The organism is Lysobacter sp. ESA13C, assembly GCF_019970005.1.
Classification (GTDB): domain Bacteria; phylum Pseudomonadota; class Gammaproteobacteria; order Xanthomonadales; family Xanthomonadaceae; genus Lysobacter; species Lysobacter antibioticus_B.
Window position 1 is genome coordinate 627,403 of sequence record NZ_JAHXYK010000002.1, and the last position, 15,335, is coordinate 642,737.

The 15,335-nt window shown below is 68.2% G+C and carries 18 protein-coding genes and 1 tRNA gene; 9 read left to right on the plus strand and 10 right to left on the minus strand.

All coding sequences use genetic code 11. The features are described from left to right. The 4 genes from LC490_RS05850 to LC490_RS05865 are packed head-to-tail and all read right to left on the minus strand — an operon-like array spanning nucleotide 1 to nucleotide 4,239. Nucleotides 1–1,374 (minus strand): STM4012 family radical SAM protein, encoded by a 1,374-nt coding sequence (locus LC490_RS05850; RefSeq protein ID WP_223619575.1) that lies wholly within the window; start codon nucleotides 1,372–1,374, stop codon nucleotides 1–3. Further along, complete coding sequence (locus tag LC490_RS05855; RefSeq protein ID WP_223619576.1) at nucleotides 1,371–2,189, minus strand: STM4013/SEN3800 family hydrolase; 819 nt, start codon at nucleotides 2,187–2,189, stop codon at nucleotides 1,371–1,373. The genes LC490_RS05850 and LC490_RS05855 overlap by 4 nt, the downstream gene beginning before the upstream one ends. Next, nucleotides 2,182–3,303 carry an STM4014 family protein gene (locus LC490_RS05860; RefSeq protein ID WP_343223002.1) on the minus strand — a complete coding sequence of 374 codons (1,122 nt, stop codon included), beginning with the start codon at nucleotides 3,301–3,303 and terminating at the stop codon, nucleotides 2,182–2,184. Before LC490_RS05860 ends, LC490_RS05855 begins: the two co-directional genes overlap by 8 nt. A 24-nt stretch (nucleotides 3,304–3,327) precedes the next feature. Next, nucleotides 3,328–4,239 carry an STM4015 family protein gene (locus tag LC490_RS05865; RefSeq protein ID WP_223619578.1) on the minus strand — a complete coding sequence of 304 codons (912 nt, stop codon included), beginning with the start codon at nucleotides 4,237–4,239 and terminating at the stop codon, nucleotides 3,328–3,330. A 193-nt stretch (nucleotides 4,240–4,432) separates the two neighbouring features. Between LC490_RS05865 and phaE the strand changes: the two genes are divergently transcribed. The 6 genes from phaE (at nucleotide 4,433) to LC490_RS05895 (ending at nucleotide 8,776) form a co-directional block, all read left to right on the plus strand. Further along, nucleotides 4,433–5,647: a class III poly(R)-hydroxyalkanoic acid synthase subunit PhaE gene (gene phaE, locus LC490_RS05870; protein WP_223619579.1), complete on the plus strand. Its 1,215-nt coding sequence runs from the start codon at nucleotides 4,433–4,435 to the stop codon at nucleotides 5,645–5,647. A 1-nt stretch (nucleotide 5,648) separates the two neighbouring features. After that, nucleotides 5,649–6,719 carry a class III poly(R)-hydroxyalkanoic acid synthase subunit PhaC gene (locus LC490_RS05875; RefSeq protein WP_031370714.1) on the plus strand — a complete coding sequence of 357 codons (1,071 nt, stop codon included), beginning with the start codon at nucleotides 5,649–5,651 and terminating at the stop codon, nucleotides 6,717–6,719. Nucleotides 6,720–6,943: 224 nt separating this feature from the next. After that, nucleotides 6,944–7,660, plus strand: a complete 717-nt coding sequence (locus LC490_RS05880) for an SGNH/GDSL hydrolase family protein (protein ID WP_223619580.1) — start codon at nucleotides 6,944–6,946, stop codon at nucleotides 7,658–7,660. Nucleotides 7,661–7,668: 8 nt separating this feature from the next. After that, entirely contained in the window at nucleotides 7,669–8,082 is a 414-nt protein-coding gene (locus LC490_RS05885; RefSeq protein WP_051884479.1) for a DUF5329 domain-containing protein, read from the plus strand. Nucleotides 8,083–8,128: 46 nt separating this feature from the next. Continuing rightward, on the plus strand, nucleotides 8,129–8,332 hold the full coding sequence (locus LC490_RS05890) for a PspC domain-containing protein (RefSeq protein ID WP_031370717.1): 204 nt from the start codon (nucleotides 8,129–8,131) through the stop codon (nucleotides 8,330–8,332). A gap of 39 nt (nucleotides 8,333–8,371) precedes the next feature. Beyond that, nucleotides 8,372–8,776: a hypothetical protein gene (locus LC490_RS05895; RefSeq protein ID WP_223619621.1), complete on the plus strand. Its 405-nt coding sequence runs from the start codon at nucleotides 8,372–8,374 to the stop codon at nucleotides 8,774–8,776. Nucleotides 8,777–9,096: 320 nt separating this feature from the next. Here the strand turns inward: LC490_RS05895 and LC490_RS05900 are convergent, their stop codons facing one another. Then, on the minus strand, nucleotides 9,097–9,894 hold the full coding sequence (locus LC490_RS05900) for an NRDE family protein (RefSeq protein WP_031370719.1): 798 nt from the start codon (nucleotides 9,892–9,894) through the stop codon (nucleotides 9,097–9,099). 192 nt (nucleotides 9,895–10,086) lie between these two features. Here LC490_RS05900 and LC490_RS05905 point away from each other — a divergent pair, with 192 nt between their 5' ends. The 3 genes from LC490_RS05905 (at nucleotide 10,087) to LC490_RS05915 (ending at nucleotide 10,984) form a co-directional block, all read left to right on the plus strand. Then, nucleotides 10,087–10,413, plus strand: a complete 327-nt coding sequence (locus LC490_RS05905; protein WP_223619581.1) for a hypothetical protein — start codon at nucleotides 10,087–10,089, stop codon at nucleotides 10,411–10,413. Between the two features lie 38 nt (nucleotides 10,414–10,451). Beyond that, nucleotides 10,452–10,595: a hypothetical protein gene (locus tag LC490_RS05910; RefSeq protein WP_223619582.1), complete on the plus strand. Its 144-nt coding sequence runs from the start codon at nucleotides 10,452–10,454 to the stop codon at nucleotides 10,593–10,595. A 302-nt stretch (nucleotides 10,596–10,897) separates the two neighbouring features. Continuing rightward, a tRNA-Leu gene (locus tag LC490_RS05915) sits at nucleotides 10,898–10,984 on the plus strand. 168 nt (nucleotides 10,985–11,152) lie between these two features. Here the strand turns inward: LC490_RS05915 and LC490_RS05920 are convergent. The 5 genes from LC490_RS05920 to LC490_RS05940 all read right to left on the minus strand — a co-directional run bounded on the left by LC490_RS05920 (nucleotide 11,153) and on the right by LC490_RS05940 (nucleotide 15,285). Next, nucleotides 11,153–11,605, minus strand: a complete 453-nt coding sequence (locus LC490_RS05920; protein ID WP_031370721.1) for a DUF2214 family protein — start codon at nucleotides 11,603–11,605, stop codon at nucleotides 11,153–11,155. 195 nt (nucleotides 11,606–11,800) lie between these two features. After that, nucleotides 11,801–12,397, minus strand: a complete 597-nt coding sequence (locus tag LC490_RS05925; RefSeq protein ID WP_031370722.1) for a cysteine dioxygenase family protein — start codon at nucleotides 12,395–12,397, stop codon at nucleotides 11,801–11,803. 21 nt (nucleotides 12,398–12,418) lie between these two features. Next, nucleotides 12,419–13,561: a homoserine O-acetyltransferase gene (locus tag LC490_RS05930; protein WP_223619583.1), complete on the minus strand. Its 1,143-nt coding sequence runs from the start codon at nucleotides 13,559–13,561 to the stop codon at nucleotides 12,419–12,421. 237 nt (nucleotides 13,562–13,798) lie between these two features. Continuing rightward, nucleotides 13,799–14,812: a tetratricopeptide repeat protein gene (locus tag LC490_RS05935; protein ID WP_223619622.1), complete on the minus strand. Its 1,014-nt coding sequence runs from the start codon at nucleotides 14,810–14,812 to the stop codon at nucleotides 13,799–13,801. A 26-nt stretch (nucleotides 14,813–14,838) separates the two neighbouring features. Continuing rightward, nucleotides 14,839–15,285, minus strand: coding sequence for a cytochrome c-type biogenesis protein (locus tag LC490_RS05940; RefSeq protein ID WP_223619623.1), 447 nt, complete (start codon nucleotides 15,283–15,285; stop codon nucleotides 14,839–14,841). Between the last annotated feature and the right edge of the window lie 50 nt (nucleotides 15,286–15,335).

Consider the following 15,335-nt stretch of genomic DNA (forward strand, 5'->3'; position numbering starts at 1 on the left):
TCAGCCGAGGCGATAGTCGTGCATGCGCTCGGCGATGCGCGCCGAGGTCAGCCAGGGGCCGATGGTGTCGGCGCGGGCGAGGCCGGCGTCGGTCAGGGCGAGCATCGCTTCGTCGCCATGGGCCAGGTCGAGGTCGAGCAGGTCGCGCAACTGCGGCAGGTCGTCGAGGCAGTCGGCGCCGAAACGGCGGCGGTAGTCGTCGCGGTCCAGGCCCGGGCGGATCAGCAGGGACTGGATGACGTGGCGGCGCCGGCGTTCGTCCTCGTCGAGCTCGATGCCGTAGTCGGCGTAGGCGAACGAGGCCGGGTCGCGGGCCAGGTAGTGGTCGAGGATCTCGGCGACGCTGCGTCGGGCCACGCCATACTCGCTGGAGTAATGCAGGGTGCCGGTGTAGGAGCGCGCACCGCAGCCGACCCCGACCATGCCGTCGCTCTGGCAGCAGTAGACCGGCGCGGCGATGTCGGGCGAATGCGGGGCGCGGAACATGCGCATCGAGACCTGGGTGTAACCGGCCGCGAGCAGATGGTCGCGGCCGGCCTCGTACAGCGCCAGGCGCGTGTCCAGCGGTTCGGGCTGCAGGGCGAACCCGGGCTTGGCGCCGGCCTTGGCCTCGATCCGGCCCAGACCGGTCAGCGGCCGCACGTACAGCGGATACAGATAGATCTCCTCGGGCTGATGCGCCAGGGCGCTGTCGATCGAGGCGAGAAAGCTCGTCACCGTCTGCCCGGCGATGCCGTAGATCAGGTCTAGGTTGAGGATCGGGAAGGCCTGCTCGCGGATAGTCGCGATCGCGCGCTCGACCACCTCGCGCTGCTGCGGCCGCACCAGCGAGCGCACCTCGGCGTCGCTGAAGCTCTGGATGCCCATGCTGACCCGGTCGATGCCGGCTTCGCGGCAGACCCGCAGCTTGTCGGCATCGACGGTTTCCGGCGACACCTCGATGCCGGCCGGCGTGGTCTTCAAGTCGATCGAGGCGTGGCGTTCGACCATAGCGAACACTCTGCGCAACTGGTCGACGTCGAGGTAAGTCGGGGTGCCGCCGCCGAGCGCGAAACGCACGAAACGGTGATCGCCGAGCGCCTGCGCGGTGGCCTGCAGCTGCCGCTCCATCTGGTCGAGATAGGCGTCGACCTTGGCCGGTTCCGGCCGCGCCAGCGCGAACAGATTGCAGAAGCCGCAGCGATAGGAGCAGAACGGGATGTGCAGGTACAGGAACAAGGCATCGCGGCGTTCGCCGGCCCACAACTGCGACAAGGGCTGCGCCGGCTCGATCGGGCGATAGGCGGTCTTGTGCGGGTAGGAATACGAGTACGCCTGGTAGGGCGGCAAGTTGAGCAGGTCGGCGAGGCCGGGGCTAAGGCGGTCAGCGGTCATGGCGTGAGTATGAAATGCGCGTAGGGCACGGTCATCACCACATCGTGGGCGAGGCGATGGCCGTGGTAGCCGTCCTCGCCGTAGGCGGTGCCGTGGTCGGAGCAGGCGATGACGAAGGCGCGTCCGCGTTCGCGCAAGGCGGCGAACAAGGGCGCGAGCGCGGCGTCGACGTAGCGCAGGGCGGCGCAATGGCTGTCGTAGCCGTCGTGCTCGGCGCCGGCGAGGTAATGGCGATTGGGCTGATGCAGGGCGGAGACGTTGATGAAGGCGAAGCAGCGGGTATCGCGCAGCTCCTCGCTGCGCAGGCGTGCGCAGGCCAGCGCGACCTGGCGCTGGGTGGAGTCCGCCGCGGTGACGCCGAAACCCGGCTCCCAATAGCTCTCGTCGAACAAGCCGGGCAATTGCGAACCGAGCGGGTTGCGCTTGTTGAAGAAGCCGACCCCGCCGACGCAGATCGTGCGATAGCCGGCGTCGTGCAGGCCGGAGACGATGTCGGCGCGGTCGCGGAACACGTAGGTGTGGGCGGCGGTGGTTTCGCTGCCTTCGAAGTCGAGCGCGAACAAGCGCGGATGCGGGCCGGGCGAGGCCGGGGTCGGCAGGAAGCCGGCGAAGAACGCCGCGTGCGCGGCATAGGTGAAGCTGCCCGGCGTGTGCCGGCGCTCCCACCCGCCCGGAGGCAAATGCGGGCCTATCACCGGCAGTTCGCCGCGCTCGAAGCAGGCTTGGGCGGCGTCGTAGCGCAAGGTGTCGAGGGTGATCAGGACCAGGTCGTGATCGCCGACGATGGCGCGCATGTCGGGCAGGGCGTCAGGCATGGGCGAGGACTCGTTGCGGGCCGGTCGTGATGTGCGGCGAGGGCGTCAGCGCCGCCTGATCGTCGTAGGTGCCGCGGCCTTGCCACCGCAAGTTCGGTAGCAGGTCGCCGAAGGCGTTGGCTTCGAGCAGCCAACTGCGGCGGCCGCGCAGGATCAGGTCGAAGCCGATCATGCGGCTGCGCGGGAATACCTGGGCGGCACGCTCGCTCGCGGTTTCCAGCGCCTGCATCGAGTCCGCATCGAGCCAGGCCTCCAGCGCGCCGCGGCGGTTGCCCAAGTGCAGATTGGTTAACGGCCTTCGGCTGACCCGGGCGACGCGTTGCCGCGCCTGGCCGTCGAGGGCGACTACGCGCAGGTCGTAGTGTCCGCCGAGGGCATCGGGCGCGCGCGGCTTCGGTATCCAGCGCTCGGCGTATGCGCCTTGTGCGGCGAGGAGGTCGACAAGGCGGGCGATGTCGCGGGCGGCGGTGTAGCGGCGCGGGCGCAGCGAATTGAACACGCGGACTTGCCCGCCGCTTTCGACCAGTTCGGCCGAGCCGTAGGCGATCTCGCGGCCGGCGCGGTTGCGCCGATACGCCAATACGCCGGCGCCCGAGGATCCGTAGCGCGCCTTGACGAAGGCCTGGTCGCAGTCGGTATCGCGCAAACGTTCGCGCAGGTCTTCGTAGCCGTCGATCGGGCCGAGCAGCGGCGGCACCTCGATCCCGGCCGCGATCAAGCGCTGCTGGCAGGCCAGCTTGTCGCTCATACAGGCGATGTCGTCGGGCGGGTTGAGGTAGGCGGCCTCGGCCGGCAGCGAGCGCAGCAGATCGGCGAAGCCGGCGTACCAGTAATGCTGATAGGCGAGTTCGCCATGTTCGAGCGGCTGCGGTACCGGGCCGGGCGCGCCAAGCCGATGCCAGCCGCGTTCGATCAGGGCGGCGTGCAGGGCCGGCGCTTCGCCGGGCGATTCCAGCTTGACCATCGCGCCGCGATGGCCGCCGATCGCCTCGGCGGCGCGTTCCGGCGCGCTCAGCAGGGTCTGGTAGTCGACGACTTCGGCCGCAGGCAGGCCGCGCTCGCGCAAGGCCTGCTGCAATCCCTGGACCCGGCGGCTGGCGCGCGGGCCGAACAGCAGCCAGGGGGTGGCGGACACGTCTTACTCGGCGACTGCGACGTAGCGCTCGCCGTCGTCCTCGTCTTCATGCTCGTCGAGCACCACTTCGCAGGGCAGGCTGGCGAGTTTCTGCTGCCATTCCGGCGAGATGTAGTGGTGGCTCAGGTTGATGCGTTCGATGCCGCCGAGGTTCGGGCTTTCGAACAGGGCCTGCGCACCGACGTCGCCGATGGTGCCCAGCGACAGGTCGAGGGTCTGCAAGCCGCCCAGCCAGGGCTGCGCGGCCAGCCATACGGCAAGCTCGTCGCTGATGCTGGCGTTGCGCAGGCCCAGGTAACGCAGGCGCTCGGGCTGGATCGCGGTGAACAGGCGCTGATAGGTCGCCAGGTCGCCGTCGTAGCCGTAGTTGTCGTCGCCGAGCCACAGTTCGAGGTGGTGCAGCGCGGGCAGCTTGGAGCCGGCGAGGGCGTCGACGATCTTCGACGGCAGGCCGCCGCATTCGATCGCCAGTTCCTGCAGGTGCTCATGCTCGAAGGCCTGCAGTTCCAGACCGCTGGAACCGCGGATACGCAGGGATTCCAGCGCCGGATAGGCCGCGAGCAGGGCGTTGTACGAGGTTTGGATGATCCAGGAGATCTCGCAGTCTTCGTACGTCATGTCGCCGACGAACAGCCCCTTGAGCGCAGGCAGTTCGGCGCGGCGTTCGATCAGCAGGTCGAGATAGCCCGACGGGCTTTCGTCGTGGGCTTCGCTCCAGGGGCCGACGACCAGCGCATCGAGCGTGCCCGGGTCGACCTGCGACAGCAGACTGCCGAGCAGATCGCCTTGGCTTTCGGCGCTGTCGTAGTCCTGATGCAGGCGGTAGACGACGTCGCCGCCGGCGGGCGTCTCGCCCATGCTGAAGTTCACGATGCGCTTGCCGCGGTAGATCTGCGAATACTCGCCAATGGCCACGAGTGGCTCCTTGCCTGAATGTGCCGCAAGCATACCCAAGCCCGGGCCGACCGCGTAGCCGCGCGCAGTTTGCGCATCGCGGCGGTCGGCACAGCATCGGCGCATCGATCGGCCCTCATCGCGCGGCGGTGCTGCCGACACAGCGCGCGGCAACAGGCCGTTGCTATGATCGGATCAAATCATGGAGGCGGCGATGGCGAATTTCGGTTTCGGCTCGACTAATCCCGGCGATTTCGGCGCCGGCCCCGATCTGGATGCACTGGCGCGACAGTACTGGAGCGCATGGGGGCAGATGATGCGCGGTGCCGGCGCGCAGCCCTCGCAGCCGTCGGTTCCGGGTTGGAACGAGGCCGTGAACTGGTGGTCGCAACTGGCCAAGGGCGCGAGCCCGCAAGCCGACGAAACCCTGGACCGTTTCAACAGCCAGGCGCGCGGCTGGTTCGGCGAAATCCAGAAGCTGGCGGCGCAGTTCGCCGGCAGCGACGCCTCGGCCGGTGACATCGCCGGGGCCTGGAAACGCGCGCTCGGCGGCAATGCCGCCAATCCCTTCGCCGACGTGTTCGGGGCGATGCGCGGCCCGGGCCAGCAGGATCTGTCGCGTTGGGTCGAGCAGGTCGCGCCGTTTTTGGAGCGCCTGCACGGCCAGGGCCCATCGATCCTCGGCCTGCCCGCGTTCGGTTTCGCGCGCGAGCATCAGGAGCGCCTGCAGGCGCTGGCTCAGGCGCACGTCGATTACCAGAAGCAAAGCCAGGCCTACAACGCCTTGATGGCCGAAGCCGGCCAGGATGCGTTCTCGCGTTTCGAGGACAAGCTGGCCGAGCGCAGCGAGCCCGGTCGTCAGCTCTCCAGCGCACGCGCGCTGTTCGATCTGTGGATCGATGCGGCCGAGGAAGCCTATGCCCAGATCGCCTTGTCGCCGCGTTTCCGCGACGCGTATGCGGCCCTGGTGAATTCGCAGATGCGACTGCGCGCCGGCGTGCAGAAGGAAGTCGAGCAGGCCAGCGGCGGCTTCGGCATCCCGACCCGCACCGAGATCGACGCCGCGCACCGCAAGATCGCGCAACTCGAACGCGAACTGCGGCGCCTGCGCGATGAAGTGCAGCAGGCGCGGTCCGCCAGCGCGAACGAGGCGCCGCGCCGGGCCGCGGAAGCGCCGCCCGCGCCGGCCCAGCCGGCTGCGAAACCCGCAGCGAAATCAGCGGCGAAGTCGGCCAAGGCCGCGGCGAAGAAAACCGTCAAGCCGCGCCCGGCCCAGGCCGCGGCCGCCGCCGCCAGCAAGTCGGGCGTTGTGCCGCCGGGCAAGCCCAAGCCGGCGAAGAAGACCGCGATCGCCCGTCCGCAACCGCCGACCCGGCCCAGCGCCGCCGCCGCGGTGAAGCCGGCCAAGACCACGAAGAAGGCGCGCTGACATGACCTCACCGATCAATTTCAGCGCCGAATCCCTGGCCCAGGAAGCGATGCAGGCGCAGAACAAATTGCGCGCCGGCCTGGACTCGCTGCACCAGGTCGGCAACATCGACTACGGCGCGACCGAGCGCGAGGAAGTCTGGCGCGACGGCAAGGTCGTGTTGTATCGCTTCCGCGGCGACAAGGCGCCGACCGCGAAAGTCCCGCTGCTGATCGCCTACGCCTTAGTCAATCGCCCCTACATGGTCGATCTGCAGGCCGACAAGTCGATCGTGCGCGGCCTGCTCGAACGCGGCGAAGACGTCTACATCCTCGACTGGGGTTATCCGGACCGCTCCGACCGCTATCTCGAACTCGAGGACTACATCCAGCGTTTCCTCGGCGGCGCGGTCGACCACCTGCGCCGCGAGTACCGCATGGACGCGATCAACCTGCTCGGCATCTGCCAGGGCGGCGCGTTCTCGCTGTGCTATTCGGCCTTGAACCCGGGCAAGGTGCGCAACCTGATCACCATGGTCACGCCGGTTGATTTCCACACCGACGACAACATGCTGTCGAACTGGACCCGCGGCCTGGACATCGACCAGTTCGTCGACACGCTGGGCAACGTCCCGGCCGACGTCATGAACTGGTGCTACCTCACCTTGAAGCCGTGGCGTTTGTTCGTGCAGAAGTACGTCGGCCTGATCGACATCCTCGACGACAAGCGCGCGCTCGAGGACTTCCTGCGCATGGAGAAGTGGATCTTCGACTCGCCCGACCAGGCCGGCGAAGCCTTCCGTCAATTCATCAAGCAGTTCTACCAGGGCAACGGCTTCGTCAACGGCGGCATCGACATCGGCGGCCGTGCGGTCGACCTGGCCTACATCGGCATGCCGGTGCTGAACATCTTCGCCGAGCAGGACCATCTGGTGCCGCCGGCCGCGTCGCGGGCGCTGGCTAAGTTGGTCGGTACCGAGGACTACTCGGAGCTGTCGTTCCGCGGCGGCCACATCGGCATCTACGTGTCCGGCCGCGCCCAGCGCGAAGTGCCCCAGGCGATCCACGACTGGCTGGCGCAGCGCTCGCGCTGAATACGCTGCGCCCGGCGTCCTCGCTGCACACGATGCAGCCTGCGAACTGTTTTCTCTGGCGTATCCGATTCTTCTCGCATATCCGAAGCAGGCCCCGAACCGCTCCCTCTCCCGCTGGCGGGAGAGGGCCGGGGTGAGGGCCAGCGAGGCCTGCGCATAGCCCCCAGGATGCATTGCCCCGCTGGGACGTTTAGTCTCGGCAACTCGTCAGTCAGAGAACGCTCATGAGCCGCATCCTGCTTCCCTTGCTGCTGGCCCTGCTTTGCGCCTGCGCCAGCACCGCGCCGACACCCCAGGCTGCAACGACGGCCGCAGCGGCCCCGGCTGCCGCTGCAGCCGCCACCGATTCCAGCCGCTGGGAAATCAACATCCAGGCTTTCGAGCGCGAGGACGCGGTGGTCCGCCGCCGACCCGGCAGCATCGTCTTCGTCGGCAGTTCGTCGATCCGTTACTGGCAAAGCCTGGATACGGATTTCCCCGGCGTGGCCATCATCAACCGCGGCTTCGGCGGTTCGCGCGTCTACGATTCGCTCTACTACGCCGACCGCATCGTCACCCCGTATCAGCCGCGCGCGGTCGTGTTCTATGCCGGCGACAACGACTTGTCGGAAGGCCGCACGCCGACGCAGGTGCGCGACGACTTCGCCGCTTTCGTCGAGCGCGTGCGTGCCGCCGCGCCGCAGGCGCGGTTGGGTTTCATCTCGATCAAGCCCAGCCCCTCGCGCGCGGCCTTGCTGCCGCAGGTGCGCGAAGCGAACGCCCTGGTGCGCGCTTATGCGCAACAAGCCAAGGGCGTGGATTATCTGGACGTCTATACGCCGATGATGCAGGCCTCCGGCGCGCCGCGTCCCGAGCTGTTCCTCGAGGACGCCCTGCACATGAACCGCGGCGGCTACGAAATCTGGACCGAGGTGGTCGGCGCCTGGTTGCGTACGATCTAATGCGCCGCATGGACATCGCCCGCACCCGCTTCCGCATTCCCTTGATCCGCGCCCTGGCCACGGTCGCCTTGCTTGCCGGCCTGGGCGCCGCCCAGGCCGCGCCATCGGCCCAGGCCGAGCGCGAGATCGAGCAGCTGATCCAGGCGCTCGGCAGCTCCGCCTGCCAGTTCGAACGCAACGGCAGCTGGCACGACGCCAAGGCGGCGCAGGCGCATCTGCGCAAGAAGCTGGCCTACCTGCGCAAGCGCGACCTGGCCGATACCGCCGAGCAGTTCATCGAGCGCGCGGCCAGCGAAAGCAGCCTCAGCGGCCAGGCCTACCGGGTCCGCTGCGGCGGCGCGCCGCCGGTCGCCTCGGCCGCCTGGCTCAAGGCTCGCCTCGTTCAGCTGCGCGCCAAGCCGGCGACGACGCCATCACCCTGACGCGCTAGACTGATTCCGGGCCCGCAGGAACCCGGAGCACGCCCGGATGAGCAGTACCACGCGAACGTTCTGCCGCTCGCGCCACGATCGCATGATCGCAGGCGTCTGCGGTGGCATCGCCTTGCGGATGCATTGGAATCCGGTGCTGGTGCGCGGCGCTTTCGTCGTCCTGGCCCTGGCCACCTTCCTGCTGCCGGTCGCGTTGGTGTACCTGATCCTTTGGCTGTTGATGTCGGAAGAGGGCTGCTGACTGGCTGGCCTGTTGCGAATCGCCGGCAGCACGCTCGGCATGCTCTGGACCTCGCCGATCACGGCGCTGGGTCTGCTCGCCGGCGTCGTCGGCATGCCGTTCGGCGCGCGCCTGCGTTTGCGCCGCAGCGACCTGGCCCTGGTGTTCCAGCATTGGCCGTGGGGGCCGGGCGGGGCGATCACCCTGGGCAACGTCATCCTGCACACCGGCGACAGCCTGGATTCGCCGTGCTTCACCTATGCCCACGATGCCGGCCACGGCGACGAGCCGCCGATCCTGCTCGCCGATCACGAGCGCGCCCACGTCTATCAATACATGGTGCTGGGGCTGTTGTTCGTGCCGTTGTATCTGATTTGCGGCGGCATCAGCGTGCGCAATCCGTTCGAGCGCGCCGCCGATCGCTACGCCCAGACCGGCCGCGGTTGGTGGCCTTGGTCGAAGTGAGTCAGGCGAGGAGCGAGTGGTCAGGAGCGAGGAATGAGTAGGTGCCCAGGCTGCGGGCGATCTCTCTCACTCCTGGTTCCTAGCTATTCGTCCCGACTGCTGAGCGCGCCGCCGAGCGTCCTGAACAGGTGCGCGTCAGATTTCGCTTACGAAAATTTGATCGGCAGGTAACGCCGGCGGCAGTACCTTACGCCTATCGGAGAACAACCAACGGACGAAAGTCCGATGCAATCGCTCCGATACGGAAGGCCCGGACACCCGAGGAAATCTCGAAGGCCCGGGTCTTCTCATTGCGCGTTTGGTCAGTGCGCGCGAGCAACTCAGCTGCGCGGCGACAAGGGCAGCAGCGTCGCCGATTCGCCGCCGGCCGCGCCGTTCGGGCCGAAGCGACGCTCGACGAAGGCGATCGAATCGGCATCGATCAACACCACCGTGCTGCAACGCGTGCCGTAGCGCTCGCCGAGCACGAACGGCGGCGACAGCATGCGTTCGAGTTCCAGCCCCACGCCGGTATCGGGCAGAGCCTCGTCGGGCGCGGGCGTGGAGTCGGCGAGCGCCGACAACAGCATTTCCAATTGGTCGGTGCCCGATTGCGGCACGGTCGATGCCGACGAGTCCAGCCACGACGACAAGGCGCGCGTGGCGTGAGTGCTCTTCGGCCACGGCGCGTCGAAGGCGCCGTTCGACATCGCATGCACGCCGGGCGCGACCGGCCCGGCGACGAAATGCGGATGATTGCTGGCGAACATCAAGGCCTCGCCGTCCCATAGCAGCAGATTGAAACGGCCGAACTCGGCCGCGTCGGGACGCAATGCTTCGAGATAATCGGCGGCGCCGATGCGGTCGCGCACGAACTCGCGCACCAGTCCGCCGCGCGATCGCGGTGCGGCCTCGGGATTGAGCCCGGCGCGCACGTTGGTGACCGCAGCGAAGCGGCCCGCGCTCGACGCCATCAGCCAACTGCCGCCCTGGAGCAGGTCGCGGCCGCCGTAGACCTCGGGACTGTCGGGGTCGGGCCCCGCGGCCGCGGTCGGGCGTTGATGGGCCTCGTCGCGATTGGCGATCAAGGCCAGGCGATAGCGGGGATGGTGTTGCCAGGCGAGGGCGATCAGACACATCGCGCCATTCTAGCCGTGCCCGCGCCGCCGTATTGCTCACGGTCGGCCTCGACGCGCAAGCGGCAAGCGTCGCAGCGCCGCCACGACGAATGGCAGGGGCGTCGGGGCGGGCCTGGCCATATTCTGGCCATCGTCTCATCGGCTGAGACCGCTCCACGTTCTGCTAGCTGGCGCAGAAGGGGAGACGTGTCGATGAATCGTGGTGCCAGGATGTTGCTGCAGTTGTTCGCGCCGGCCTTGGTGATCGCCGCCGGCGGCATCGCGGCCGGTACGGTACTGCTGGAACTGGGCGATACGCCCGCCGGTGCGGCGTTCGCACCGATCGCACGATCGTTGCAGCTCGGCAGCGTATGCGCCGGCTTCACGATGATGATGTATTCATTCTGGCGTCTGTGGCGCTGGGAACGCGGTCTGGAGCCGCAATGCCCCTGTGGCGGCCTGTTGTCGCGGCCCTCGTTCGGCCGTCGTGGCCACACCCGGCGATGCCTGGGCTGTCGTCGAACTCATTCAGAAAACTGATCCCCATGCTCGCAACCGCCGCCGCCATCCGATGCACCGTGACCGCTTGGCAGGCGGCGGCGCGGATGAGCACGGCGGAACGCGCGGAGTCGGTGGCGGAGCCGCAGGAAACCGGCGATGCCGCGGCCGCTTCGATGACCGCGGCGTTCGGCGCCGAGGACGATGCCGGCGAGCCGAACTGAGTCTCGGTCTGGCGTCGCGATTGGTGAGCAAGGCAAATTCGCCCGCCTTCTTTCAAAGGGGAGGCTTCAGTGGAGGTCGTCGTCGCGAACAGACCTGTGCTGTTCCCCTTGATAAAGGGGGGTAGGGGGCGTTGTCGTTTGACTCACGCGAAAGACGACGGCGAAGCGAAGCCGGTCCCTTGCCACCCGAGCGGCCATCGCGCTCGGCGCCCCTGATCGAACCCGTGTCGGGCTTTGCGGCATCCAACCTCATCAAGACGTGCAGACGCGGAGCGTTTGCCTGGGTATACTGCGCAGCCGCTGCCGGAGTGGCGGAATCGGTAGACGCAGCGGACTCAAAATCCGCCGCCCTTAAAAGCGTGTGGGTTCGAGTCCCACCTCCGGCACCATGAAAAACAAGGGCTTAGCCGCAAGGCTAGGCCCTTTGTTTTTGCCCGCTCGTCGCGCATCGACGGCGATGCCTAGGCCGATACCGATCCGGCTGCAGTGCCGGGCCGACGTGGCCCGCCTGCGAGGTGTATCAGGATCGGCAGGTCGCGGTGCGGCCGTAGCGGTCTTCAGAAGCCGCCGTAGCGCGCCATAGCCGCGGCCAGCACGAAGATCGCCGCGATCAGGACCAATTCGAAGCGCACGATGCCGCGCATCTTCGCCACTTCGCCGGCATCCGGCAGATAGCCTGGGTCGAGCGACCAGGCCTTGCGCCAGCGCAGGAAACGCACGGTCGGCAGGATCGACAGCAGGCCGACCAGGACGTAGGCGCCGAGCTTGGCGTGGAACCAGGGGTTGTGCAGATAGAAATCGTGGCCCTTGACGCCGTACCACACGCGCGCCAGGCCGATCAGCAGCAACAGGCCGGCGCAGCCGCCATAGGCGGAGTCGAGACGGGCCAGGCGTTGCAGCACGCCGCCGTCGATGGGGCCGCGCAACAGGATGGATTCGGCGACGAGCATCGACACCAGGGCGAAGATCAGCAGGTGGTGCGAGGCGGCGAGCAACAGGTCGGTCAGCATCGTCTGATCTCCGGGCGGCGGCTGAGAGAGGCAAGAAGCGAACGCGCGAATGCTACCCGGTGCCGGGCGCGCCAGCATGGGCCATCAGCAGGTTGTGTGCGGCGCCACGAGGGGACGATGACGCGTGTGCGCGCCGCTCATCGGGCCTGCCGCCGATGCGGTGGTGCGGCGCCGTGTGGAACGGCGCGCTGCGGCTCAAGCCGCTTCGTCGGTTTCCAGCGACTTGTCGACGCGGCGGAACCACTCGCCGTCGCGCGGCACGAACATCGAGCAGGCTTCCATCGGCGCCTTGTAGATGTGCAGGGACACGGCGACCGAGTCGTTACTGGCGTTGCGGATGGTGTGGTACTCGTGCGGCGGGATCAGGCTGCCGGCGCTGCCCGGGCCGGCATGCATGCCGCCGGCGGCGCGGAAACGGAAGTTTTCGCCGTTGCGTTCGAGCAGTTCGAACTGGGTGATTTCGAGCTCGCCGTCCCACACGCCTTCGACGCACCACAGGCCGCTGTGGTCGTGCATCGGCGTGCCCTGGCCTGGGCCCCAGGTCATCGCCACGACGCTGTAGCCGAGCTGCGGGCTGCGGTAGATCTCGCGCCGGGCGTAGTGATCGTCGATCGGATCGAACACGCACTCGGGCAGGTGCACGTCGCGGTCGCGGATCATCTTGCACAGGGTGTTGCGCAAGGCCGCGGTGACGGCGTGTTCGTCGCCGGAAGCGACGGCGTCGTCGATGGCGGCGACCAGTTTGTCGTGGCCGGGGAAGTCGAGGTCGGGCAGGGCGTCGGTGGCGTTCATGCGGTCCATTCTACGTCTGTCCTAGCCTCCCCGCAGCTCGGCCAGGAATCCTGCGACGGCCGGCCCAAAACGTCCGATGTCGACCAGAAAGGCGTCGTGCCCCTGCGGCGATTCCAGCGGCAGGAAGCGCGAATCGGCGCCGCTGGCGCGCAGGCCCTCGGCGATTTCCTGCTGTTGCTGCAAGGGGAACAGGATGTCGGTCTGGACGCCGATCGCCAGGGCTTTCTCGACCCGGATCGCGGCCAGGCCGAGCCGCACCTGTTCATCATTGTCGGCGAGGGTCTGGCCGCAGTAATCGCCCAGGTCGAACCAGTCCATCGAGCGGCTGAGATACAGATAGCAGTTGGGGTCGAAACGGCGGACGAAGCGGCGGGCGTGGCCTTCGAGGTAGCTTTCGACTTCGAATTCGAGCCCGAACGGTTCGTCGTCGGCGCGGTCCGATTCCAGGCGCACGCGGCCGAAGCGGCCGTCCCATTCCAGCGCCGAACGATAGGTGATGACGCCGAGCTTGCGCGCCATGCGCATGCCGGACTCCGGGTAATGCTCGTCGTCGTAGCGGCCCTGGTTCCATTGCGGATCCAGGCGGATCGCCTCGCGCTGCAGCGAGCGGATCGCGATCGAGAACGGCAAGGCGCGGGCGGCGCCGGAGATATTGATGTGGTTGCGCGCCAGGCCCGGATGACGGATCAGCAGGGCCAGCGCGGTCATGCCGCCCATCGAGTTGCCGATCACGCAGGCCAGGCGCTCGATGCCGAGCGCGCGCACGACATGGGCAGCCGCATCGGCGCCGTCTTCGACCGACAGTTCGGGGAATTCGAGGCGGTACAGCTCGCCGGTGACCGGGTCGACCGAAGCCGGGCCGGTCGAGCCCTTGCAACTGCCCAACGAGTTCACGCAGATCACGAACCAGTGGTCGCTGTCGATCGGCTTGCCCGGGCCGAGCATGGCTTCCCACCAACCCGGCTCTGGGTTGCCGGCATTGGCCGCGGCATGCGCGTCGGGCGACAGGCCGGTGACGATCAGGATGGCGTTGTCGCGGGTGGCGTTGAGCTCGCCCCAGGTCTCGTAGGCGATGCGGGCGCCCTGCAGCGCGCCGCCGCGCTTCATCGGAAACGGCGAGGGCAGGTCGATGTGGCGGGTGCCGGGCGGAATGAATTCGGTCATGCCTTGCGCTCGTCTGGCCGGCCGTGGGCCGGTGTCCTTGGGGTCGGAGGGGAAGGGCGGAACGGGAAGCGAAGGCTGGCGAAGTTCGTTTCCTCCGCTCGCCCGTATCGATCGCCGTGCAGCCTAAACCATTGTTTCGGCGTGCGTCGCAGCATCATCCGTTCTGTCGTCATGCGCCCGTTCCGATGGCGAAACAGGCCTCGTTTCGAGGCCGGATCCGGACGGGCCCGGCCACGATCATTCGACCACGCGATCGACGACGATCTCGACCCTACCGCTGTCGGCCACGCGCGCGGTCGTCGGCGCGGAGGCGAGGTCGCCAGGCTGCGGAATCGCATTGCCCGACGCCGAGATGCGGGCGAGCACCTGCACTTCGGCAAGTTGGGACAGTTTCATGGTCGGCATCGGGCTGTCGCCGTCGTCGAGCCGGACTTCGATCGGGAAATCCTTGGCCGCGTGTTTCTCGACCGCAACCGGCATCGGCGCGCCGCTGGTCTGGCGGGCGAGCACGAACAGGCTGGCGTTGGCCGGCAGCTTGGCCGCCAGGGCCGGCGCCAGGCTGACCTTGATCGTGATGCCGGGGCCCGCGCTTGCGGCCGCGGCCGTCTTGGCCGGCGCTTGCATCGGTTCCAGCCCGGCTTCCAGGCGCGCGCCGTTGATCTGTTCGAGCAGGCTCGCGGCGGTGCGGGCATCGACCACGGCGAGCAGCGGCTCCCAGGTCTTCGCCGCTTCGGCCGGTTGCTCGGCCTGGCGCTGGGCGATGCCGAGGAACCAACGCGCACGCTGATGCATCGGCTGTTGTTGCAAGGCGTGCTGCAGCATGGCCACGGCTTCGGCGTCGAAACGCCGGTCCGGCATCGCCAGCGCGCGCGCCTCGGCGGCTTCGGCGAGCAGGTCGGGGTTGTCGGGGGCTAGCTTGACCGCACGCGCATAGGCATCGCGCGCTTTCGCGCTCAAGCCTTCGGCGGTGTAGGCGCTGGCGAGCAGGCGCCAGCCTTCGATCTGGTTCGGATCGCGTTCCAGCTCGGCTTCGAGCTGGGTCACCGCTTCGGCGAGGGTCTGGGGGGCCTTGACCTGCTGCGGATTGAGCGCGGCCGGCGTGCCGATCGCGAGGTACAGCGCCGCGGTCACCGCCGCCAGCGCCAGGCCGACGCCGGCACCGAGCCACGGCCGCGAGCGCCACAGCGGATACAGGGCGAATCCCAGCGCGAACACGACCAGGGTCGCGCCCGCCACCACGAACATCGTCATCGAGCTCGAACCCATCGCCACGGCCATCACCACTCTTGCTCGTCGTCGTTCGGCGCGGGCGTCGACGCCGCGCTGCGCTGGCGCACGATGCGCGCGACCACGAAGCCGCCGGCCAACAGCAGCAGGGCCGGGCCGAACCACAGCAACCAGGTCTTGGATTCGACCTGCGGCCGGTAAAGCACGAACTCGCCGTAGCGCGCGACCAGGAAGTCCTTGATCTGCGCGTCGTTCTTGCCCTGGCGCATCAGCTCCAGGACCTCGCGGCGCAGATCGTGGGCGATCTGGGCGTTGGAATCGGCCAGCGACTGGTTCTGGCACATCACGCAGCGCAGCTCGGCGACGAGGGCATGGAAGCGCCGTTCTTCGCCGCTGTCGTTGAAGCTCAACGGCACCGGGTCGTTGGCGGGCTGCGCCGTCAGTGGAGCGGCAAGGGCCAGGGTCAGCAGCAGGGCGAGCGAGAGGGGGCGTGCGATTCGGCGCAGCGAGTGGGTGAGGAAAGCAAATCCCCCCCGGCCCCCCTTTT

Bases quoted from the DNA above. Each gene is read 5' to 3' on its own strand.
- LC490_RS05920 (WP_031370721.1), bottom strand. From the start codon at position 11,605: ATGCTGACCGACCTGTTGCTCGCCGCCTCGCACCACCTGCTGATCTTC.
- LC490_RS05900 (WP_031370719.1), bottom strand. From the start codon at position 9,894: ATGTGTCTGATCGCCCTCGCCTGGCAACACCATCCCCGCTATCGCCTG.
- LC490_RS05850 (WP_223619575.1), bottom strand. From the start codon at position 1,374: ATGACCGCTGACCGCCTTAGCCCCGGCCTCGCCGACCTGCTCAACTTG.
- phaE (WP_223619579.1), top strand. From the start codon at position 4,433: ATGGCGAATTTCGGTTTCGGCTCGACTAATCCCGGCGATTTCGGCGCC.
- LC490_RS05925 (WP_031370722.1), bottom strand. From the start codon at position 12,397: ATGAACGCCACCGACGCCCTGCCCGACCTCGACTTCCCCGGCCACGAC.
- LC490_RS05890 (WP_031370717.1), top strand. From the start codon at position 8,129: ATGAGCAGTACCACGCGAACGTTCTGCCGCTCGCGCCACGATCGCATG.
- LC490_RS05930 (WP_223619583.1), bottom strand. From the start codon at position 13,561: ATGACCGAATTCATTCCGCCCGGCACCCGCCACATCGACCTGCCCTCG.
- LC490_RS05905 (WP_223619581.1), top strand. From the start codon at position 10,087: ATGAATCGTGGTGCCAGGATGTTGCTGCAGTTGTTCGCGCCGGCCTTG.
- LC490_RS05895 (WP_223619621.1), top strand. From the start codon at position 8,372: ATGCTCTGGACCTCGCCGATCACGGCGCTGGGTCTGCTCGCCGGCGTC.
- LC490_RS05880 (WP_223619580.1), top strand. From the start codon at position 6,944: ATGAGCCGCATCCTGCTTCCCTTGCTGCTGGCCCTGCTTTGCGCCTGC.
- LC490_RS05935 (WP_223619622.1), bottom strand. From the start codon at position 14,812: ATGACGATGTTCGTGGTGGCGGGCGCGACCCTGGTCGTGTTCGCGCTG.
- LC490_RS05875 (WP_031370714.1), top strand. From the start codon at position 5,649: ATGACCTCACCGATCAATTTCAGCGCCGAATCCCTGGCCCAGGAAGCG.
- LC490_RS05885 (WP_051884479.1), top strand. From the start codon at position 7,669: ATGGACATCGCCCGCACCCGCTTCCGCATTCCCTTGATCCGCGCCCTG.
- LC490_RS05855 (WP_223619576.1), bottom strand. From the start codon at position 2,189: ATGCCTGACGCCCTGCCCGACATGCGCGCCATCGTCGGCGATCACGAC.